Genomic DNA, 22,286 nt, shown 5'->3' on the forward strand with positions numbered 1-22,286 from the left:
GTACATTTGCCGGAACAACCTATAGTGCAGGTACTGCACTAACGCTTACCGGCACAACATTCAGTGTCACCAACGACGCTATTACCGACACTCAACTGCAATACAACACCGGGCAGCATCTTACTACTACCAGTGCACCAACATTCGACAATCTGACACTCGGTCAAACCAGCGAGCAGGCAATAACATTCGATGGCGGAGATTCATTGATTACCGTTCATGATGGCTTTGGCAATTTCAATATTAAAAGCGGGGTAGATGAAAATAATATAATTACATCAGGTGCTGGTGGGTCACATATTCGGCTAGATGAGGGCGGCTATATATCATTAAGCGTAGACGACAGTACTGCTGTTAGCGGCACATATAGCGCAGACGCTGATCTACGCATAGACGGCGGAGCAGTGAATGTGCAAACAGGCAACTTTGAGATTGGCGGAACAGCAGTCATAACGAGCGGTCTAGTTCTGCAAAATGTTACTGCTAGTGCAGACATCATTACCAGCGGAACACTGGCAGACGCACGCTTGAGCGCCAACGTTGCACTCCTTGATAGCACCCAAACATTTACAGGCCTTAAAACTTTTAGCAACACAGTAAATGTGAGTGGTGCTAATGTTATAGACTTCGGCGAAACAACAGGGTCAAAGATACAGTTGTATAACAGTAATTATGGGCTGGGCATCGACTCATCTACTTTAACAGTGTATTCAGGTCAAAACGTAAGCTTCCGTGATGGTGGGCAGAGCGGTACGGAGAGAGTCCACTTCGACCTTAATACTGGCGATATTCAGCTTGACGGCGACTTAACCGTAAGCGGTGGCGACATAACAAGTGCAGGCGCTCTTACTGTAACGCCAGCTGCAGGCAATAACTTTAATGTTGCGCTTAGCGGAGCAGGCGACTTTGCAGTAAATACAAGCCAATTATTTGTCGACACCAGCACCGGCAATGTTGGTATTGGTACTGCTGGCCCAGGTGCTAGCTTAGACATTGATTCTGCTGGAACAACATCTGGCTTGCGAATTACCAACGGTGACGCAACACATACCTGGTTTAACTACCAAAATGGCAACAACAATTACATCCGTGGTAGCACTACATTTATTGACACCTTAGTCGACCTAAATGGTAATGACATTAACGATATTGACGATCTAAACTTCCAAACTTCGAGTGGTAGCATTACAGATAATGGCAGTGGTCTGTTGTTTGACGGCGGCGATTCTAGCTTGGACTTCTTGGTCTATGACGATGCAGTTTACAGCGATCAACTCATACTTGGCTATAGTGGCACCGCCGCATTAACCACCTACGACGCAAACGAATCACTTAATATAAACACTAATGGCACTGGCGCGATAAACCTTACCCCAGGAAGCGGCAATAACGTCGTTGTTGGAGCAGGTAGCCGCCTTAAAGTCGTTAACACCCCAGTACTAGAAGGTGGCGATACAGCGGCGACACGAGTTTACCGCAACCTTGCTAATTACGAAAGCAACAGCAACTCACAAGCAGGCGCGATCGTCATTAACACTGGCGTACCACTAAGCAACCAAATGAGTGTTGTTACCCTTAAAGGCTATAAATATTCAGCCGGTGATTCTGGTGGGTCGGGGCACATATTCGACATTGATGTAAGTGGGTATTTCTATACAGCTGGGTCATTCCCGAACAGGAGTTTTGTCAACAAGGGTGATGTAACTATTGACCAAGTTCGCTTTGGTCTTGATGCTTCGAGCAATGTAGTTATTATCTTGGGTGACACTGCAGACACATGGAGCTATCCAAAGCTGTGGGTGGAAAAATGGATAAGCAGTCATAGTAGTGGTGGTGACGGCCAAGCCGACAATTGGAGCATTAGCACCGTAACAGACCTAACTGGCTATACCGATTTAACATCTGTACCAGACCAAACTCATTTGGATGCTGACTCTCGCTACATTCAGCTGCAAGCCTCTACCCCAGGCACCGCCCAAACTGGCAACATAAACGTAACAGGCGCTGTTATTGGTGGTAGCTTCCAAGGTAACGGCGCCAGCCTCACCAACCTCAACGGTTCAAGCATAAGCTCTGGTACAGTAGCAAATGCTCGTCTCGAAGGCAGTGGAGCACTAACTGTTACAGCAGGTACTGGTCTAACTGGTGGTGGCAGCGTAGCACTTGGCGGTTCTACGACTGTTAACGTTGTTGGTGGTACGTGTATTACTGCTAATGCTAACGACATTGCATTAACAGCAGGCTGTATAACTGACACTCAAATATCGGCTAACAGTCTTACAGCAGGATCACTCGCAGCTGACTCGGTTGGCAACAGCGAACTTATCGACACTCCACGTGTTACCAATCTAGAAATAACCGCCGGCAACGAAAATGGTATTAAATTCTGGAACGGCAACTCTAACTATTCAATTTCAATGGGCAATGGTCAGGATGACCAAGGTACAGTTACTGATTATTCAATACACAGTAATATGGGTACTACCGCGGGACGTGGCTTTACGTGGGGTAGCAGTAATACAGCTGTAAGTGCATCACTCAATGCGCTAACTGGCGACTTTAATACTGACGGCACCGTCACCGCCACCGACTTCCTTTGTACAAACTGTATTGATGCTGGTGCTTTGGCCGCAAACTCAGTCGACTCGAGCGAACTAGTAAGTGGATCTGTAGACGAAGTTCACCTAAACATCACTAACGCTCAAACATCTGGCTACGTATTAAGTTCTAATGGTTCAGGTGCATTTACTTGGGTACCGCAAACAGTAGACACCAATACTACATATTCTGCTGGCAACGATCTTGATTTAAGTGGCACTACGTTTAACCTAGAACCACAGCTCGACTTTGTAACTGCTATCGACGCACCTGCAACACAATTACTGCTTACATCCAACAACTATGTAGACGTACGACCAGAAGGTGACAACTACGGTCTTCTTGTACGACAAAATGGTCAAACAGACGACTGGCTTAACATTCGTGTCCAAGAAAATTATGTAGGATTCGGCATGAACTCTTCAAATCCAACACAATTGACATTGGCCGATGATGGATATGTTGGTGTAGGTGGTGTAACTGACCCATTAAGCCCACTGACGATATATAATGCAACATCGCCAGATCTTCGTACTCAAAGCGCAACAACGGGCACTACTTTTACCGACGGTGCATTATATGGTTATGATGGGTCTAATGACCTAAACATATGGAACTACGAGAATACTGATTTTTATATAGCAACGAATGCGTCAGAAGTATTGCGGCTTGGCGCCTCAGGAGACAGCACCTTTACAGGCACCGTCACCGCCAGCGACTTCCTTTGTACCAACTGTATTAACGCAGGTGCCCTAGCTGCTAACTCAGTGGACTCGAGCGAACTTGTAAACGCTTCTGTAGACGAAGTTCACCTAAACATTACTAACGCTCAAACATCTGGCTATGTACTAAGCTCTAATGGTTCTGGAGCATTCACCTGGGTGCCACAAACAGTAGACACTGACACAACCTACTCTGCAGGCACTGCACTAACACTATCGGGCACTACCTTTAGTGTTACCAGCAATGCCATAGGAAACACTCAGCTTCAGTACGATACTGGACAAAGCCTTACTACCGGTAGCACACCGACCTTCGCTACTATCAACACTGGCAACGGCAACATGGAAGTTAATAGTATTGCCGCGTATCTTGGTAACCAAAACCTACGCTCTACGGATAGCCCGACATTTAATTATTTATTCACCACAAACAATGTACAAGCTGATGGTAGTGGATTTTTTCAAGGAAGTTTAGTTGCAGGCACCACAGGAGCGGGAGGCCATAGGTTGAATATTGTTGGTGGTAGCTCACGCTTCCGAGGAACAGGAGCAAGTGCAGATATAGCAACCTTAGAGGCAACTACTGGCAGTTCAAAACTTGTTGTACGACAAGACGCATATAACGAAGTAATTCTTAGAGTGTATGACTCAAGCAATAATGAAGATATACGCCTAAATCCAGCCGGTGATAGCTGGTTTAATGGTGGCAATGTTGGCATTGGCACCACAAATCCGTCAGACCTTTTGACAATATCTTCTGACACAAATTCAGTTATTAATCTAATCCGGTACGGTAACGCACAAAATAACCGTGGCATTATGAAGTTTTCAAGAGGAGCTGGTACTGCTGGTTCACCTTCTGCCGTTGCTGATACGTATAACCTCGGATCGTTTGTGTTTGACGGTTATGACGGTTCGGCATTCCAATCTGCTGCTGCATTAGAAGCCTATGTGGATGGCACAGTTACAGCAGGCTCTGTTCCGACTAGCCTTGCTATTTCTACAGGCACAGCAGAAGGTAATCGTACTGAGCGACTTAGAGTAGACAGTACAGGTAATGTCGGCATAGGTTCCACTGATCCGGGTAGCCTGTTGCACATTAAAGGCAACGTCCCGACCTTAACTATAGAAAATACAAGCGATCTTGGAGCGCAACAGAGTCGAATAGAATTCACTCATACCACAGCGGGGGCGAATACTCCTCAAGCGTCTATTCATTCCGAGCAAACAGAGTATACATTCGGGCAATATTACGGCCAACTAGTTTTTTCTACATCACAGAGCAACTCTAACTTGATCGAGGCTCTGAGATTAACAAATACTGGTACTGTTCAGGTAGGTTCTGCTGCAAGAGGAGGCAGTATATATGTTGATTCAAATAAGAGTGGTGCTGGGAATGCACTTTATCTCGATAACAATCACGCAAGTGCCTCACAAACCCGCTTAAACTTCAATAACAAGGGTGTAAACCAGTGGATTCAATACTCACTACATTCAGACAATTCACTTCGTTTCTACGATGCAACTAATGCACATACCTCATTAACACTACAAAAGGACGGCGACGTCGGCATAGGGACCACTAACCCAAGCTATAGACTGGATATACTTGAAGATGCAAACGACGGCACTGACGCTAATCTTAGGTTGGCAAACTCAGGCACGGTAGCTAGCAGTCACACCATTTTTAGAAACCTAATCAGTAATACCACAGACAATAACTATATCTACTTTGGCGACAGCGATGATGTTGATGTCGGTAGAATCCAATATGATCATGGCGCTGATCGTCTACGCGTTTTCGCAGGTAATACTGAGCAGTTTAGACTTGAAGATACCGGTGAAGTCTACTTCTACAACACTGGAACCCGTTCTTCTGCTGCTAGTTCGTACTACACTCGTATAGACACGACTACCGGTGAGTTGTTCCGCTACACCTCATCTGCCCGCTACAAAGACAATATTGCCGACTATAACTACCAACCTAGCGATATTCTGCAAGCTCAACCACGCCAATGGAACGATAAAGAAAATGGGGTTTTTGATATTGGCTTTATCGCAGAAGAACTTGATGCTCTTGGACTTGTTGACTTAGTGATATATGACCAACAAGGTCGCCCTGATGCGGTCAACTATGACAAAGTGCCACTCTACAACCTTGGCGTACTAAAAGACCACGATGCCAGAATACAAACTCTGGAACAAAACCTTGGCACAGCCCAAAACCAAAACTACCTCCAAAATGGCGATTCTGCCACCTTTGCTAATTTAAACGCAACGGGCACCACCACGCTAAACGGCACATTACTTGTTAAGCAAAATGCTACCTTCGATAAAGACGTATTGGTAAAAGGTAAACTAACCGTACACAATGACCTAATAGTCAAAGCAGACCTTTTCGTGGAAGGCCGGCTAGTTAGCAGGGGAGAGGCGCCAGCCGTGGTTGACTTTAGCAGCCTTGGTACAGAAATAAATGGTGCAAGCATAGTGCTAGACGGTACCGACACTGCCGGAACAATTAGCCTAGAAACCGGTACTGACGCGGCTGTGATAATTGAAGGGCAAGAGACGGTGCTGGCTGAAATAAACTTTACGTCTGCCTACGACGCTGCACCACGCATAGCCCTAACCGCCAAAGACGGTAAGTCAGCCCGATTGCCGGTGTACTTAGAAACAACTGTAAACGGCTTCAAACTAATGGTAGACACCGCCATCGACCAAAGCCAAAGCTACGAATTTGACTACATAATAATCTCCAGCGAATCCGTCACCACCAACTAAGATCAGCCACCAAACCCACTAATAAACCCCCCCACACAGAACGCGCCACATAGAGCCACCAATACACCAACATACTATTCCAGCAATCCAGCAGCACCCCAATCCAGCAATCCACCAGTACACAAATCCACCAGTACACTAATAGCTAATTGAAATCATGTAACTAAAACTGATTTAAAACTGATTTAAATCAGTTTTAGTGTATACTTAACTCATGGTCATAAAAATAGCAATAGTGGGGCAGTTAGGCAGTTATGCCGGTAGACATGAAAAAGAAGTCAGATAGAGAAAATACGTAGTTATAGGAATGAATTTAGTTACAAAAAGCCACTACATGCGAAAAACGGCCAAAGCTACACATGGTGCCAGTGAGTACCGTATTAGTGCAAAATGTATTCGGACTAATTATTAATAGGGCAGTAGAGCCAACCGATCTATTCAACAAATGCTTACCAATCAATAAATAGAAAGCAGGTTACCATGGGGACTCGTCCAATTAGCGAACTAAATCAAAGGGCGCTCCAAAAGACGGGAACTGGCAGTTACACTATTACAGTTCCAAAACATTTAGTTAAAGCAATGCGCTGGCAAGTACGCCAAGAACTAGTATTTGTTAAAAAGGGCGACAACCTGATTTTAAAAGACGCCGAATAGGACCTTTGTAAACCGAAAAAAATTAGCGTAAATCTGTCTTTACATACACCCCTGTAGTTGCTACTATAAATGAGCACTTTGTGAGTTTTGGCAGTAGTTTATTGACATCGACCTCTGTTTGAACTCACATATTTTCACTTATTTGATGTAAGTGAGTTCGGATGTACTTTAAAAATTTGGATTATACAGATAGGCAAACAGAGGTAATCTTTGACCACGATGAGCGTCAAAGTAATTGCACTCTGTTAGTCATATGCACATGAAAAGAATAGTAAGAGCATACGATGGATGCCTTGACACAAAATACTGATGAAGGACGTGGTAATCTGCGATAAGCTTCGGGAAGCTGATACACAAGCGTTATATCCGAAGATTTCCGAATGGGGAAACCCGGCTAGAGTTATGTCTAGTCACTCTTGTCTGAATATATAGGACAGGTAGAAGGTACCCGGTGAACTGAAACATCTTAGTAACCGGAGGAAGAGAAAATAAGAATGATTCTCCTAGTAGTGGCGAGCGAACGGGGAAGAGACTAAACCTTATATGTTTCCGTCTTTTAGAAGACGGATAAGCTGACAGGCGAAAATATATAAGGGGTTGCAAGAAATCTTATGTCATGAATATTACGATAATTGGTGTTAATTTAACTACGGTTAGATTGCAGCGATTAGAGTTATATTTATGAATGATTAAGGACTGTCATCCTGATCGTAATTTCGCTGTATTAGTAGAAGGTTTTGGAAAGAACCGCCAAAGAACGTGAAAGCCGTGTATACGAAAATGCAGTTTGAACTTATATAGAGGTTTCTTAAGTAGGTCGGGGCACGTGCAATCCTGACTGAATCTGGGAGGTCCACCTCCCAAGTCTAAATATATTTTGTGATCGATAGCGAACCAGTACCGCGAGGGAAAGGTAAAAAGAACCCCGAGAGGGGAGTGAAATAGATCCTGAAGTCGTATGCTTACAAGGAGTCGGAGCCTGCTTTATGCGGGTGACGGCGTGCTTTTTGTAGAACGATCCAACGAGTTAATTTTGTCGGCTTGGTTAAGTCATTTGACGGAGCCATAGTGAAAGCGAGCCTTAATAGGGCGTAGGGGTCTCATCCCTGCCAAAAGTTGTATTGCGAGTTTAAATCAGCTGCCTGAAACGGCGGGAAATTTTTGAAAAGTATCAACCTAGATACTTAGAAAAAATTTAACACCGTTATCAGACGTTGATTTCAGCTCTCATAACCATCTTTTGGTAGAGACGAGACCCCAAAGGTCGGCAGGATTAGACACGAAACTAAGTGACCTAACCATGGGCAGGTTGAAGCGGCGGTAAAACGCCGTGGAGGACCGAACCAGGGCACGCTGTAAAGTGCTTGGATGACCTGTGGTTAGCGGTGAAATGCCAATCGAACTTAGAAATAGCTTGTTCTCCTCGAAATAGCTTTAGGGCTAGCGTGACGTGGTAGCAAGTGGGGGTAGAGCTCTGTTTACGATTGGGGTCCGCAAGGATACCCACCGTTGACAAACTACGAATACCATTTGTGAAATCGTTGCAGTCAGAACCTGGGGGCTAAGCTCCAGGCTCGAAAGGGAAACAGCCCAGATCGCCATCTAAGGTCCCTAAGTCTATGCTAAGTGGGAAACGAGGTGGAATTTCTTAAACAATGAGGATGTTGGCTTAGAAGCAGCCATTCATTTAAAGAGTGCGTAACAGCTCACTCATCAAGAGATTCTGCGCGGAAAATGTAACGGGGCTAAGCATAGCACCGAAGATGCGAATTGCAGTTTACTGCAGTGGTAGAGGAGCGTTCTTGTCAGCGTTGAAGTTGGACTGCGAGGTCTGGTGGAGCGGCAAGAAGTGAGAATGTTGGAATTAGTAACTATTCGGGAAGTGAGAATCTTCCCCGCCGAAAGAGTCAGGTTTCCTGGGCGATGATCGTCATCCCAGGGTTAGTCGGTCCTAAGCCGAGGCGAATAGCGTAGGCGATGGACAACGGGTTAATATTCCCGTACCGGTGTGAGTGTTGTAGGAAGTGCGCGGCGTGGTAGTTCGAGCGGTTTATGGTTATAACCGTTTAACTGTCTAGACTTCGGTCGAAGCAGGAATAAAACCGTTTCTAAGAAATGGAATTTGAATGACCCATGCTGACCAGAAAAGCTTTCCTATGTTAATAGCTCACTCCGCCCGTACCGCAAACCAACACAGGTACTCAGGTCGAGTAGACCAAGGCGTTCGAGAGAACCTTCGTTAAGGAACTCGGCAACAAAAGCGGCCGTAACTTCGGGATAAGGCCTGCCCCGTCACATTGTTTACAATGCGACGAAGCAAATGAAGTTTTGTTGTCAGTTTAAGAACGATTCATGTTAATTATTTCATATGATATCTATCGTTGAGAAGACACAATATAATTGCTCTTAACTGATGTAACTTCGTCAATAACGTTGTAAATAGCGTGACGGGGCCGCAGTTAATGAGCCCACGCGACTGTTTACCAAAAACACAGGTCTCTGCTAACACGAAAGTGGATGTATAGGGGCTGACGCCTGCCCAGTGCCGGAAGGTTAAGGAAGAGAGTTCACGCTTTCGACTGAAGCCCCGGTGAACGGCGGCGGTAACTATAACCGTCCTAAGGTAGCGAAATTCCTTGTCGGGTAAGTTCCGACCCGCACGAATGGCGTAACGATGTGGGCACTGTCTCAACGAAGGACTCGGTGAAAGTGCATTGGCGGTAAAGATGCCGTCTGTCCGCATCAGGACGAGAAGACCCCGTGGAGCTTTACTACAGCTTGGCATTGCATTAGGCTGCGGCTTGTGCAGGATAGGTGGGAGACTTTGAAGCAGATCCGCTAGGATTTGTGGAGTCACCCGTGAAATACCACCCCTGCCGCCGTTTGATGCTTACCTGGACCTCATTTTGCAAAGCAATTTGAAGGATTCCAGCGTAGCTAATTTAAGTAAGTAACACATATATATAACGGTTAATCGTAATTTTTTATCAAACCTTATGTTTTATTTATTCATTTAGATATACGTGATTTGAATTTGATTTGTAGAATCAGGTTCAGGGACCGTGTCTGGTGGGTAGTTTAACTGGGGCGGTTGCCTCCCAAAGAGTAGCGGAGGCGTTCAAAGGTCGGCTAACCTCGGATGGAAATCGAGGCTATAGTGCAAGCGCAGAAGCCGGCTTGACTGTGAGACTGACAAGTCAAACAGATACGAAAGTAGGAGCTAGTTGTCCGCTGTCCGTACATTCGTACATGAGAGTGGTATCGGCAGCGCTTTCGGATAAAAGTTACCCCGGGGATAACAGGCTTATAGCGCCCAATAGTTCACATAGACGGCGCTGTTTGGCACCTCGATGTCGGCTCATCACATCCTGGGGCCGGAGAAGGTCCCAAGGGTTCGGCTGTTCGCCGATTAAAGTGGTACGCGAGCTGGGTTCAGAACGTCGTAAGACAGTTCGGTTTATATCCGATGTGGACGAAAGGAAACTTGAGAGAATTTGCTCCTAGTACGAGAGGACCGGAGTGAACGAACCTCTGGTGTATCAATTGTCGCACCTGCGGCATTGTTGAGTAGCTATGTTCGGTTGTGATAAGTGCTGAAAGCATCTAAAGCACGAAGCCATACTCAAGATTAGGTTTCCCTATGAGATCCCGGAAAGACTATCCGGTTGATAGGCGCAAGGTGTACGCACTGCAAAGTGTTTAGCCGAAGCGTACTAATAGATCCATTGTCTTTTCATGCTCTGAGTATTTGGAATAATATGTTCCAGATATTCAGAGAAAACGCATGTGGCTAACATAGTGTAATTACTTTCTGTTTGCTCTATCTGTATAATTCAATTTAAACGTATATAATTTAACAACGATTTATTCTTCGCGATGAGAAAAATCTTACGGTTTGTCTCATATCCAAGAATTTGTGGTTTTTATGTTGGTGTCCAAGGCGGAGGGGGTCCACCCGGCTCCATTCCGAACCCGGCAGTTAAGCCCTCCAGCGGCGATGATACTCCTTGTGGGGAAAGTAGCACGACGCCAACATAAAGTTCACAAACAAAATTAAGTATTGTATCGTTCAAAGCAATGAATATGCTTTCATTTTTTGCTGGCTTCACATACTGCGACGGTTTTCCGTTTGGCGGTGAAGATGGTGCCGGAATAGTAATCCTTATCGGGATCCTAATCTTTGTGACTGTCGTCTACAGTGTGCGGTTTAACTTCTCTAGCGTATTACTGACTGAACCGATCAACAGAGTAAAAAAACGGTTACTATTGCTTATAGTAGGGTTGCTAGCAAGCTTCATAACTTTTGGTGTGAGTATCACTTTGCCTTATTTTCTGCCCGTTAGGATAAAGGGTCTGAGGATGCAGCTTAAAAGGATTACTTTAATAAGTGCTTCTGCCACCCTTGTCCTAGCCTTGTCGGCACACGCTATATATATTCGAAGCAGGTTTTTGCAGCGGTGCAGCTCTGAGCGTTCAGACGACTATTATTTACCCAGCCAAATGGAGTTGCTTCAGTCACTTGTGATTGTAATTGTAGGGGCGATTGTAGTTGGGGTAGCGATCAAATATCTATGTAGTTTTTTCGTAGCTCTGGTCAAAATTTTGAGACGGTCAAAAACATAATATTGACATAACCTTAATAAAGTGCTAAAGTTTGTGTAAGTTACGAAAGTTTCTTACAAACAAAAGAGGGTAGTTCACTCCAATCGGAGCGAGCCCCTCTTTTTTGTTTGGCAGAGCTTGGTGGAACTTACATTAAATAATGGGAGTTTAAGCAATGGCTGGAACTAAAGCAGGTGGCGCAAAAGCTGCACTAACTAATAAAAAACGATACGGCAAAGACTTTTACGCTAGCATTGGCGCAAAAGGCGGACGAAACGGTAACACTGGTGGTTTTGCTGCTAACCGTGAACTAGCTCGAAAAGCTGGTGCTAAAGGTGGTCGCATTAGCCGACGTACTAAAGCAAAAAAATCTGAATAGAATACAATATATTTAGATCAAAAGCCTAAGGCTATGTCCTTAGGCTTTTTGCTTTGTTGGCACTCGACAAACACGCTTTTTTTGGTCAAAGCTGACTTTCCAGAAGGCTTGGCAATTAAGACAGGTGTAGTGAAGTTCGTGGTTTTGGTAGCCAGTTTGCTCACATTCTATACATGTTGATCGTTTGTCTAGCCACAGTCGGTATGAGTCGAGGCAGTTTTCGGCAAGGTCATCATTAAATGTAATTGCATACCGTTCGCATAGCTCACGAGCTTTTTCCCATGCTGCGACCTCTTTTTTTAGAAGATCTACATCATTCTCGATTGAGTTATGGTCTAGCAGGGCGTGCCCTAATTCGTGCAGCAAAATCAATCGTCCATTTTCTTCACCAATAAATTCAGGATTAAAATAAACTGTTTTTTCTTCTGGGCTCCAGCGAAATTCATCGGCTGCCGAGAAGTTAAGATCAGTAAAGTCGGACTTAATTTGCTGCAAGGTACTGTTTTGCGGCATAAAAACATCCTCGTATTACGCATTGGTTGGGAAATGCGGCTTTCGTTATTGCAGGAACCTGCTTTAGTTGTTTTTTGACAGAAAGATACTGGTCGAGGTGTTGAAGTAGGTATTGTTGGTATTTTTCAAACTGTGAGCCTACTGGTCCACCTAAAATAACCAAGTCGGTGTCGATAGTTGAAATTAAGTGGCTGAGACCAAGGGCGATATCTTTGGAGAATTCATTCCAGATAGTAGGATCATCAATTTCAGTTGCGAGCCCACCATAGCGCTGATTAAACGCCCGCGCCGAGGCAAGATCCTCCCAAACCACAGTTGTGCCGTTCTTTTCGAACGGCATCATGCCTACTTCGTCCCGGCTCATTTCTGGTTCGATTTTTTTATCAACAATCACGCCAGCTCCTATACCGGTGCTCAGAGTAACGTATAGATTTACGCTATGACCTACACCAGCACCAGAAATTGCCTCTGAAAGTCCGCCGAGTTTCGCGTCGTTGTTAATAATCACATGACAGTTGAGTAATTTATTGAAATCTTCGACTAGATGAATGTTTTTCCAGTCTTTATTACCTAAAATAGGCACAGATTTTTTATCACGAGAAACAGGTCCTGGAACAGCAAAACTGGCAATAGTTAATGGTTGCGGTGAAAATTCACTAACTATCTGTGCAGTGATGTTTTTAAATTCTGCATAAGTTTCTGGAGTGGCGATTTTTTTTTGAACAACTGGCTGTGGGTCGTTTTGTAATGGAAACAACGAAAAAAGTGTTTTTGTTCCGCCAATGTCTACCCCTAAAATCATAGACCTAATTGTAACGAAAAAAACATATATAAGGTATTTGTTTTTATTTCTCTTTTATAGTATAATTAACATAATCGAAAAAGGTGTAAGGAGTATTTACATGGCAGATTTGCAAGAAGCATTGGCAGCTAGAGAGCGTCGTTCGCGATTTACAGCGATAGCAATTAGTGTAGTTATTATTCTTATTGTTGGTTTTATTGTATTTAGGATTGCTAATAATGGCGACAGCGAACAAGACGTGGCAAGTAGTGGGCAAGAGCAAACAGAGCAAATCGAGTCAGAATCTGGCGACAATACAGAAACTGCAGTTGACCTCGACGAGTTGTTTGGATCACAAGAAAGTGACGCTAACTCAGACGAACCTGTGGCTGAAGTCGAAGACGAACCAGCTGAGAGTGCTACCGATACTACTGAGGTTGCGAGCAACGCAACCAGCACGACATCGACTGGGGATCTTCCTAACACCGGCCCTGCAGAAAACGCAGCACTTGCTGTTGTAGTGCTCGGTGCCGCCTATGCTGTTTATACTCAAAACAAAACGAAACTAGCCGAAGCTCGGCTTAAATAATTACCACCTGTTTACAAACAGAGGTAAACAGATTACAATACACTCCGAATACATTTATCAATTAATTCGGTGATGAATGGTCATGGGCTACCCCTCTTACTTTCTGAGGAAGGAATCTTCAGTAGATTTCTTTTACTCGAAAAAGTTAAGAAGGGAGTTACCAGAACAAAGGAGAATGCCTAAGATATGGCAAAAGATTTAACAATGGATGAGTTGCTAGCCGAAGAAGAGGTTAAGCAGCTAAAACAAAGCGAAACAATAGAAGGAACAGTACTTAGTGCTCACAAGCACGAGATTTGGGTAGACCTTGGTGCTCAAGGTGTCGGTATAGTTATGCGTCGTGAGATTGGTCACGGCAACCGAGACCTAAAAGAAGGTGACTCAATTGTAGCCAGTATTGTCGACCCAGAGCTCGATAATGGTGTGGCGTTACTAAGCTTGAGAAAAGCAGCGAAAGACCGTGGTTGGGATGATTTACTCGCCAAATTTGAAGCTGGCGAAGTTATCGAGGTTAAACCTTACGACGCAAACAGAGGCGGTTTACTAGTTGAAGTTGATGGGATTCGCGGATTCCTTCCAGTCTCACAGCTTTCAGCAAAACACTACCCACGGGTAGCGGGTGCAGATAAAGATGAAATTCTACAAAAACTCAACGACCTACGAGGACAAATACTACGAGTACGAATCCTTGATGTAGATCGTAAGCAGAACAAGCTAATTTTCTCAGAAAAAGAAGCAGTGCGTGAAGACATGCAAGAACGTCTTAAAGAACTTAAAGAAGGTGACAAAGTAACCGGCACAATTACCGGCGTTGTAGACTTTGGCGCATTTGTGAACGTGTCTGGCATTGAAGGACTCATTCACATTTCTGAAATTTCTTGGGACCGCGTAGAAAACCCAAGTGACTATGTAAAAGTTGGCGACCAAGTTGACGCAAAAGTTATCGCAATCGACAAAGACCGGCTAAGCTTGAGCCTCAAACAACTTCAGGAAGACCCATGGCTTAAAGAAGTAAATGACTACAAAGAAAATGACACAGTAAGTGGAACTGTTACTCGAATAACTCCATTTGGTGCGTTTATCCAAATTAGCCCAGCGGTAGAAGCGCTTGTGCATGTTTCTGAGCTTGGCGAAGGTGACGCAGCTGATCCTGATAAGTTGTTTAAACTTAATGAGAAAAAAGAGTTTACAATTATTGCTATCGACAAAGAGGCGCGCAAAATTTCACTACGATTAAACTAAATTAAACAGAAGGAGGCACCACTATGGCCGAAAAAACAATTACGATCGGTGACTCCATAACTGTTTCCGATTTAGCAGATAAGATTGAAGTGAGCGCTGCTGAGTTAGTTGGAGCGTTGATGAAGAGTGGTGTAATGGCCACGCTTAATGACTATATTGACTTCGACACAGCTGCCATTATTGCTGCGGACTATGAAGTTGAGCTTGAACAAGAAGAGAAGAAAGATCCAATTGCCGAGCTAAAAAGTAAGCGCGATTTGTCTGATAAAGCGCAAGAAAGACCACCAGTAGTGGCTGTTATGGGTCATGTTGACCACGGTAAGACTACCTTGCTGGATTCTATTCGTGAAACTAAAATCGCCGAAGGCGAGTCTGGTGGAATTACTCAACACATATCCGCCTACCAAGTAACGCAAAATGACAGAGTAATCACCTTTTTAGATACACCTGGCCATTCAGCTTTTGCAGCGCTTCGTCAACACGGTGCGGCACTGACTGATGTTGCTGTTATTGTAGTGGCTGCTAATGATGGTGTGATGCCACAAACCAAAGAAGCGGTTGAATATGCACAGCGTGCCGGTGTACGAATTGTCGTTGCTATTAATAAAATGGACGCCGATGGTGCCGACCCTAATCGTGTTAAGCAGCAACTGAGTGATCTGCAGTTGATCCCAGAAGATTGGGGTGGTGACACTGTAATGGTAGAGGTTTCTGCACTTAAAAATACGAATCTGGATAAGTTGCTTGAAATGATTCTTTTGGTGGCCGATATTGATGAACTTAAGGCTGATACTGAAGTGCCCGCAGAAGGTATTGTGATTGAATCTCACACTGCCACCGGCAAGGGTCCGATCGCGACTATACTTGTTGAGCATGGGGTGTTGCGTGTGGGTGACTTCATAGTTACTGCTGGCACATATGCCAAGGTGCGAACCCTAGAAGATACATCAGGTAACGTTATTTCTGAAGCTGGCCCTTCGTGTCCAGCTGTTGTTACAGGATTTAAAGATGTCCCTGTTTTTGGCCAGCGGTTTGAAGAAGTTGAAAATGAAAAAACGGCCCGTAAATTAGCCAGTGAAGCTGGTCAGCAAATGCAAAAAGTTCGCACCAATGTAGTTAAATCTGCTAGCGACTCTGATGTTCTGCAAGCCATCGAACAAGAACGCCTAACGCAACAACTTAAACTAGTTCTAAAAGCTGACGTGCAAGGATCGCTCGAATCAATGATTACTTCGCTTGAAGAGCTTGGCAACGATGAAATTTCAGTGAAGGTTATTGCGTCTGGTGTTGGTGATATTAGCGAATCAGATATTACTGCCGCTCAAGCCGCAGAGGCTTCAATAGTTGGGTTTAATGTGCACGCCTCTGGCACTGTAAAACGCCAAGCAGTACGGGAAAATATTGATATAAAGAATTACACAGTAATTTATCAACTACTCGATGACGTCAAAGAAAAGATGCAGGAGTTGCTGCAGCCAAATATCGTTGAAGAAGAGCTAGGAACACTAAAAGTAAAAGGCATATTTAGGACCACGCAGAAGCAAGTTGTCTGTGGTGGTTTAGTTACAGAAGGTAAACTCGTCAACAATCAATCAATCGTGAAGATTTTCAGAGAAGACGAACAAATAGCCGAAGCGACTATAGTTAGTCTGCAAAAGGGTCAGGATGTTGTTAAAGAAGTATTTAAAGATGACATGTGTGGCCTAGAGCTCGCCACCGATGAAAAAGTAAACTTAAAAGAAGGTGATAAGCTGGTTTGTATTCAGCGTACATCTGTAGTTAAAAAACTCTAGCGTTTTACTGTAGTAAACTTACATATATGGAACAAGAAAGCTTTGCTGAGCCGGTATTGGTTATAAATCGACCAGAGTCTTTTACTGCTCGTCCAGAAAAAAGCCAAGCAAACTTGCGCCAACGAGCTGCCAAATTTATAAGCGGCTTCCTTTTGCCAAGCAAAGAGGTTAAGACGAGCAGGGGTGTAGATTCAAAGACATCTATTTTCGACATTTTAGATGTCGATGTTCTTGGTCGGAAAAAGAAGGAAGAGAAAAAAGAACAACCAACCCTCTGGGAGCGAATACAGGAAAGAGCTCTATACTGGCGCGAAAAAGCAACTACTGATGAAGATACGTTTTTTGATACATGGCTAAAGAAGAAGACCCCCAATAACGATGTCCATAGTGGCGGCAGTGATTATGGCTTTGATATAGGGGAGTTGTTTTCGATTACAGCAACACAAAGACCGACTGAGAGCCTGCTCAGCACAGAAGACGCCCTGCCGGAAGGAGCCGAAAAGCCAACAGGAACAAGAGAAACTATCGTGCAAAAATATTTTACAAAACAAAAAACTACTATCACCAAACTACTTACTCGGTCTAAAACACCAGAAACACAAGCAGAGTCGGATGCTACAGAATCACTGCCCACTGACCCTTCGGTGAACGTACAGCAACCCGCAAAGGCCGAGACAGCTGGAGTTGACCTGTATCATTCAACCGAGAAGAAAGGGCGTACACACAGCGCACTCGGAGCGATCGGTGCAGCTGTATCGTTAGTTGCTTCTGAGATATCATCAACGCTTCATGTTCCAGCTAATGAAGGTGGAGATAGTGGAGTTGAGTTGGATCCGAAACCAACTCGCATGGAAGACGATATGAGCACTCCAGACGTTGAGAACAATGTCGCTACGGAGGGCCCGCTTGTTGCGAGAGTAAATTATTTTGACACCGAACAATTAACCGAACACTCACAACTACCTCGAGTAGACATAGAAGAAGCAGCTGTCGAGCCTGTTATTGTATTCGAAAGGCGAGTCGTAGAGTCAGTAGACAAACAACCTAAAAAGATCAACAAAACAGATCGAATAATTGAACACAAAAATAGTGCAAAGTCACCTTTCGAAGCTACGCAACAACCAGAAATTATTACCATGAATGATGGTGCTCAAAAAACAAAAGCAAGTGTCAAACAACAAAAATCAAACACAACAACGCAGAAGGAATTACCAAGAACCATTAAGCATAGTCGCAGGGAAAACCAACGGAGTGTTGTTGACGGTAAAGAGCAGGGTGTTGCGACAGCCAACAGCAAAGCTGATCTAAGTGAACATGCGAGGAGATTTACTGTGCGACGAAAACCCGAGCACAGAAAGCTTCAATTTAGAGAAGCCGCACAGCCCGAACGGTATGCCAAAATATCTGAAAAAAAAGAGACAAAACGTATATCACCCGAGAGTGCGGATAAGCAGGAAATAGACAAGACCGCCAATAAGAAAACTATCGTATCATATGCAGAAATGGTTGCTGCTGCACCTACGCCTGAAAACTATCTACAGAAGCGCCAATTAGAGTACAGAGTATTGATTGATGACGCTAAACGAGCAGTTGAAAATGCCACACGGTCACTGCGAAACCCGAAGCTACGGTATTGGACTCGACGCAGCGTAGGGGCGGCTGGGGTAAGTGGAATTGCGTATTCAGTCATTAGGCTGGTATTCTAGTTTTATGTTAAAAATTGATGATTCATTACTACAAACAGCCGGTCTTGCCGATCTGCCCGACGAGGAAAAGAAAAAACTACTAGCTCAATTCCGAGAAATGCTAGAAATGCGCGTTGGTGTTCGCTTGGCGCAGAACATGACCGACGATCAACTTGATGAATTTGAAGGCTTTATTGATACCAATGACCAGCCTGGTGCATTGAAGTGGCTTGAAACTAATTTCCCTAACTACAAACAAGTAGTTGCTGAAGAATTCGAAGGACTTAAAAAGGAAATTACCGAAAACGCAGAAGCGATTCGCTCAACTGTAGCGTAGGTAACTATAGGTAGCCGTTGGCAAAATCTTTTGCAGCCATAGGCTTTTTGCCATCTGGTTGTAGCGAGAGGATTTCTAGCACGCCTTCTTCTGTATTGATTTTGATAATGCCGTCTTCGTAGATTGGGGTTGTGACTGGTAGTGAAGCTGTTTCATTTGCGCGGGCATCAAGGATTGCGCACGGTATGTCATTAATAGTCATTTTAACCTTAGGCCAGCCACTGTAGGCTTTAATCTTTTTAACAATGAACTCTGCTGGCTCGTCGGTTGAAACTTTGCCATCATGCTTAGAGATAAGCGGCGTATATGACGGCGTACCTGTTTGCTGGAATGGCCGCAAGCTGCCACTCACAATATCGACCAGTGCATTTGGCAAAATGTCGACCGCCACAGCGACGACTTTTTCGTATAACTGCTGCTTGGTTGTTGTGTCGTCAATCTGAATTGTTTCTTGGAGAAATAACGGTCCTTCGTCCATCTTAGAGTTCAACTGCATGATCGATACACCAGTTTCTTTCTTGCCATCAAGCAAGGCTTGTTCGATAGGCGAGGACCCGCGATACACTGGCAGCAGTGACGGATGTACGTTAATAATTCCAAATGTGAATGCATCTAAAACGCTGCTGGGGATAATCATCCCAAATGATGCAAGTACAGCTATTTCAGATTGTAGGTGCATTGTAGTTTGCTGAAGCTCTTCTTTAGTAGAAACCCAGATTGTCGGTATGTTGTGTTGTTTTGCGATGCGTTCAACGGCCCACTCTGTTTTAGCTGGCCCCGACCCACGCAGAATTACAGCCTCGATTATGTGGCCGTAATCGATGAGTGATTGCAGAATTTGACCGTCACATTCAATACCAGTTGCAAGACTTTCATTACCAAAAAAAACTAATTTTTGGCCTAAGGAGGTCGAAAATCCGGCTCGTTTTACGTCAGTCTTAAGTGGCATTTTTGGTAACGTCCATGTATTTGAGTAGTTTCGTTTTTTCGTCGCCGGTAACTTCGTCCATTTGCCCTTCGGGTAGTAATTTGAAAAAACGACCTTCCGCACCAATTTTATCTACGAATGTAATGCCATTAGTATGGTCGACTTCATGCTGGAAAACTCGCGCTAAAAATCCCTTTACTACAAATTTAACTGGCCGCCCAAATTCGTTTTTGGCTTTTACTTTAACCTTGCTGTAACGGGGGACCATTCCGTACACATCAGACACACTTAAACAGCCTTCGTGCTCTTCGACAACCTCACCTTCATAGCGAGTTATTTCAGGGTTAATAAATATATCAAAATTAGTATTCGATTTGTCACGAAAGCTTTGCCGCACGACAACTACTCGTTGCAGAACACCAATCTGGGTAGCTGCAAGGGCTACTCCAAATTCATGCGGGCGGCTTGCTTCCCAGTCCAGCGTTGCTGATTTCATGTCCGCAATTAATTTTTCAATTTTTTTATTCAATGGAAAAGACACTTCGTCGGATTGCTGACGGAGGTTTTTAGTTGGTAGTGTTACGATGTCTTCTTTTGACGCCATGGACATTAGTTTACAGCAAATTTAATGGATCAAAATTACAAATTATATTTTCTGATTCTAGTTGACGAGCAATGGCATTCAGCGTTGATCGTTTTTTTGTCCTAAAAATTAAATGCCATTGTTTTTTGCCCGCTGGGACATACATGCTCGGAGCAGGACCAAGGCTATTGATGTTTTTAAACTTCTGCTTAATTCGCAACAGATCATTCTTTGCAGAGCTGTCAGAGTTTCGGCGAGCAGTGATTTTTAGTAAGTACGAGAATGGAGGATAGAATCCTTCTTGTCTTTGTTTGATTTCATACTCGTAAAATTCTTGATAATTTTCTGTCAGTGCCGCGGTAATGGCTTTGTTTTGCGGGTTAAGTGTTTGAATAAATGTCCGAGCACCTTTGCCTCGGCGATCATTTCTACCAATGACCTGCGTTAGCATTTGAAAAGTTAGCTCCTCGGACCGAAAGTCTGGAATGTAGAGCATAGAATCGGCGTCCACGACGCCAACGGTCGATAGACTTGGAAAGTCAAAGCCTTTTGTTAGGAGTTGTGTGCCAATAAGGATATCAATTTTGTTGTCAGCAATATTGGTTAAGAGTGATTTGTACGTAAATGCCTGCTTAGAGGTAATGTCGCGGTCAATTCTTTCAATGCGGGCCTGAGGAAATAATTTTTTAAGTTCTTGTTCCAGTTTTTGAGTACCAGTGCCGCGGTAATGAACATCGCTGGAGCCACAGTTTTTGCAATGGATGATCGGTTCGGACATCTTGCCGCAAATATGACAAGTGTTCTTTTTGTTGAAACTGTGGAATGTGAGGGGGTGAGAGCACAGGTCGCACTCGGCCTTCCACCCACACTCAGAGCACAGAATATTGGGCGAATGCCCTCGGCGATTTAAAAAAAGCAGCGACAGCTGTTTGCTGGCTGTTGATGTATCGATTGATTCGATAAGGGCATCGCTTAGCACTTTGCTTCGGCCAAAGAGTTGCTTATTAGTTCTATCAACGACGGAAATCGAATGGTTGCTGCTTTTAAATATTCGCTCGGGTAGTTTTAAATAATTGATCCGCCCAGTTTCGGAATAATACTGCTCTGTAACATTTGGCGTTGCTGTGGCGAGCACTAATTGGGCTTTTGCTTGCTTTGCTCGAAATGCCGCTATGTGAACACTGTCGTAATACGGGCTTGAGTCTTGCTTTAATGATGCATCATGAGCTTCGTCGATGATCACACAGCCAAGGTGCCGAACTGGTGAGAATACTGCCGAACGGGGCCCGAGCACAACAACGGGCTCGTCGCTAGTGGCAACTGCTTGCCATGCAGCGTGTCGCTGGGCTTCAGATAATTCGGAATGCATGTGGACAGTATTGAATCCATGTGAGTGTAGGATGGCCAGTGTTTGGTTAGACAAACCAATTTCGGGAACTAGTAAGATTACATCTTTTCCTCGCTGTATTGTTTTTTTGATAACTTCAAGCATAACCTTGGTTTTGCCGGAACCCGTTACGCCATGGAGCAAAAATGTGCCGTTGGTTGTGTTTTCAATCTGTTTTATAACGCGTTTTTGAGCAGCGGTTAAGGGAGAGTCGTCTTCGGTAGCTGTGGCGCTGGGCGTGGTGAATTTTTTTCGTCTAGTAACATGCAGTTTTGATGGTACGACCAATCGTGCTGACTCAATAACACTTAAGCTGTAGTAGTCTGAAATCCAAGAAATTAATTGCATAAGATCCGGGGGGAGGCTAAAGATGGTTTCAAGGATGGGTTTTGTGGTAAACGAGGGCTTGGAGGTCTTAGTGTGCACTAAAGCGGTTATGGTTCGCTTACCGTAGGTGACTTTAACCACATCACCTATCTGCAGAGCGCTGTCGTAGTGATAGGTCGCGAACCCTAAGTGTTTTGAGAGCGGCGAAAGTGGGATAAGTTCATAAAAATTGCTCATAGTATTATTGTACAGTTAAACGAAAATCGTAGTAATCAAAACAATATAAACATAAGCGGTCGAATCGTAAATAGAGGCTATTGAAACTGTTAATAGGTACACATAAATTTGTATTTTTGCTAAATAGTAGATAAAAATACAAAAAATC

Annotated in this window: 12 protein-coding genes and 2 rRNA genes; 9 read left to right on the forward strand and 5 right to left on the reverse strand. The window is 44.2% G+C overall.

Going from position 1 to position 22,286, the window contains the following annotated elements; all coding sequences use genetic code 11:
* Window positions 1-6,581: 6,581 nt before the first annotated feature.
* The 4 genes from EYO12_00005 to EYO12_00020 all read left to right on the forward strand — a co-directional run bounded on the left by EYO12_00005 (window position 6,582) and on the right by EYO12_00020 (window position 11,736).
* The gene (locus EYO12_00005; protein ID HIA91485.1) at window positions 6,582-6,755 is read left to right on the forward strand and encodes an AbrB/MazE/SpoVT family DNA-binding domain-containing protein; all 174 of its coding nucleotides are present in this window, start codon (window positions 6,582-6,584) and stop codon (window positions 6,753-6,755) included.
* 259 nt (window positions 6,756-7,014) lie between these two features.
* Window positions 7,015-10,492, forward strand: a 23S ribosomal RNA gene (locus tag EYO12_00010).
* Between the two features lie 190 nt (window positions 10,493-10,682).
* Window positions 10,683-10,790, forward strand: a 5S ribosomal RNA gene (gene rrf / locus EYO12_00015).
* A gap of 742 nt (window positions 10,791-11,532) precedes the next feature.
* Window positions 11,533-11,736, forward strand: coding sequence for a hypothetical protein (locus EYO12_00020; GenBank protein HIA91486.1), 204 nt, complete (start codon window positions 11,533-11,535; stop codon window positions 11,734-11,736).
* 39 nt (window positions 11,737-11,775) lie between these two features.
* Here EYO12_00020 and EYO12_00025 read toward each other — a convergent pair whose 3' ends face one another.
* Both EYO12_00025 and EYO12_00030 read right to left on the reverse strand, forming a co-directional pair.
* Window positions 11,776-12,249: a hypothetical protein gene (locus EYO12_00025; protein ID HIA91487.1), complete on the reverse strand. Its 474-nt coding sequence runs from the start codon at window positions 12,247-12,249 to the stop codon at window positions 11,776-11,778.
* Window positions 12,218-13,051, reverse strand: coding sequence for an ROK family protein (locus EYO12_00030; GenBank protein HIA91488.1), 834 nt, complete (start codon window positions 13,049-13,051; stop codon window positions 12,218-12,220). Before EYO12_00030 ends, EYO12_00025 begins: the two co-directional genes overlap by 32 nt.
* A 100-nt stretch (window positions 13,052-13,151) precedes the next feature.
* Here EYO12_00030 and EYO12_00035 point away from each other — a divergent pair, with 100 nt between their 5' ends.
* From EYO12_00035 to EYO12_00055, 5 genes are all read left to right on the forward strand, one after another.
* Window positions 13,152-13,619 carry a hypothetical protein gene (locus EYO12_00035; protein ID HIA91489.1) on the forward strand — a complete coding sequence of 156 codons (468 nt, stop codon included), beginning with the start codon at window positions 13,152-13,154 and terminating at the stop codon, window positions 13,617-13,619.
* Window positions 13,620-13,805: 186 nt separating this feature from the next.
* The gene (locus EYO12_00040) at window positions 13,806-14,861 is read left to right on the forward strand and encodes a S1 RNA-binding domain-containing protein (protein HIA91490.1); all 1,056 of its coding nucleotides are present in this window, start codon (window positions 13,806-13,808) and stop codon (window positions 14,859-14,861) included.
* Window positions 14,862-14,884: 23 nt separating this feature from the next.
* Window positions 14,885-16,654 carry a translation initiation factor IF-2 gene (locus tag EYO12_00045; protein ID HIA91491.1) on the forward strand — a complete coding sequence of 590 codons (1,770 nt, stop codon included), beginning with the start codon at window positions 14,885-14,887 and terminating at the stop codon, window positions 16,652-16,654.
* A gap of 26 nt (window positions 16,655-16,680) precedes the next feature.
* Window positions 16,681-18,360 (forward strand): hypothetical protein, encoded by a 1,680-nt coding sequence (locus EYO12_00050; protein ID HIA91492.1) that lies wholly within the window; start codon window positions 16,681-16,683, stop codon window positions 18,358-18,360.
* A 4-nt stretch (window positions 18,361-18,364) separates the two neighbouring features.
* The gene (locus EYO12_00055) at window positions 18,365-18,676 is read left to right on the forward strand and encodes a hypothetical protein (protein HIA91493.1); all 312 of its coding nucleotides are present in this window, start codon (window positions 18,365-18,367) and stop codon (window positions 18,674-18,676) included.
* A gap of 4 nt (window positions 18,677-18,680) precedes the next feature.
* Here the strand turns inward: EYO12_00055 and EYO12_00060 are convergent, their stop codons facing one another.
* The 3 genes from EYO12_00060 to priA are packed head-to-tail and all read right to left on the reverse strand — an operon-like array spanning window position 18,681 to window position 22,138.
* Entirely contained in the window at window positions 18,681-19,625 is a 945-nt protein-coding gene (locus EYO12_00060; GenBank protein ID HIA91494.1) for a hypothetical protein, read from the reverse strand.
* A complete protein-coding gene (gene def, locus EYO12_00065; GenBank protein HIA91495.1) occupies window positions 19,615-20,208 on the reverse strand; it encodes a peptide deformylase in 594 nt (197 codons plus the stop codon). Before def ends, EYO12_00060 begins: the two co-directional genes overlap by 11 nt.
* Before the next feature lie 10 nt (window positions 20,209-20,218).
* Window positions 20,219-22,138 carry a primosomal protein N' gene (priA, locus tag EYO12_00070; protein HIA91496.1) on the reverse strand — a complete coding sequence of 640 codons (1,920 nt, stop codon included), beginning with the start codon at window positions 22,136-22,138 and terminating at the stop codon, window positions 20,219-20,221.
* Between the last annotated feature and the right edge of the window lie 148 nt (window positions 22,139-22,286).

The sequence above is a fragment of the Candidatus Saccharibacteria bacterium genome (genome assembly GCA_012965045.1).
GTDB lineage: Bacteria > Patescibacteriota > Saccharimonadia > Saccharimonadales > DTSZ01 > DTSZ01.

Excerpts from the sequence above, each read along its gene's own strand:
- EYO12_00005 (HIA91485.1), top strand. The coding sequence starts at position 6,582 with ATGGGGACTCGTCCAATTAGCGAACTAAATCAAAGGGCGCTCCAAAAG.
- EYO12_00020 (HIA91486.1), top strand. The coding sequence starts at position 11,533 with ATGGCTGGAACTAAAGCAGGTGGCGCAAAAGCTGCACTAACTAATAAA.
- EYO12_00025 (HIA91487.1), bottom strand. The coding sequence starts at position 12,249 with ATGCCGCAAAACAGTACCTTGCAGCAAATTAAGTCCGACTTTACTGAT.
- EYO12_00030 (HIA91488.1), bottom strand. The coding sequence starts at position 13,051 with ATGATTTTAGGGGTAGACATTGGCGGAACAAAAACACTTTTTTCGTTG.
- EYO12_00035 (HIA91489.1), top strand. The coding sequence starts at position 13,152 with ATGGCAGATTTGCAAGAAGCATTGGCAGCTAGAGAGCGTCGTTCGCGA.
- EYO12_00040 (HIA91490.1), top strand. The coding sequence starts at position 13,806 with ATGGCAAAAGATTTAACAATGGATGAGTTGCTAGCCGAAGAAGAGGTT.
- EYO12_00045 (HIA91491.1), top strand. The coding sequence starts at position 14,885 with ATGGCCGAAAAAACAATTACGATCGGTGACTCCATAACTGTTTCCGAT.
- EYO12_00050 (HIA91492.1), top strand. The coding sequence starts at position 16,681 with ATGGAACAAGAAAGCTTTGCTGAGCCGGTATTGGTTATAAATCGACCA.
- EYO12_00055 (HIA91493.1), top strand. The coding sequence starts at position 18,365 with ATGTTAAAAATTGATGATTCATTACTACAAACAGCCGGTCTTGCCGAT.
- EYO12_00060 (HIA91494.1), bottom strand. The coding sequence starts at position 19,625 with ATGCCACTTAAGACTGACGTAAAACGAGCCGGATTTTCGACCTCCTTA.
- def (HIA91495.1), bottom strand. The coding sequence starts at position 20,208 with ATGGCGTCAAAAGAAGACATCGTAACACTACCAACTAAAAACCTCCGT.
- priA (HIA91496.1), bottom strand. The coding sequence starts at position 22,138 with ATGAGCAATTTTTATGAACTTATCCCACTTTCGCCGCTCTCAAAACAC.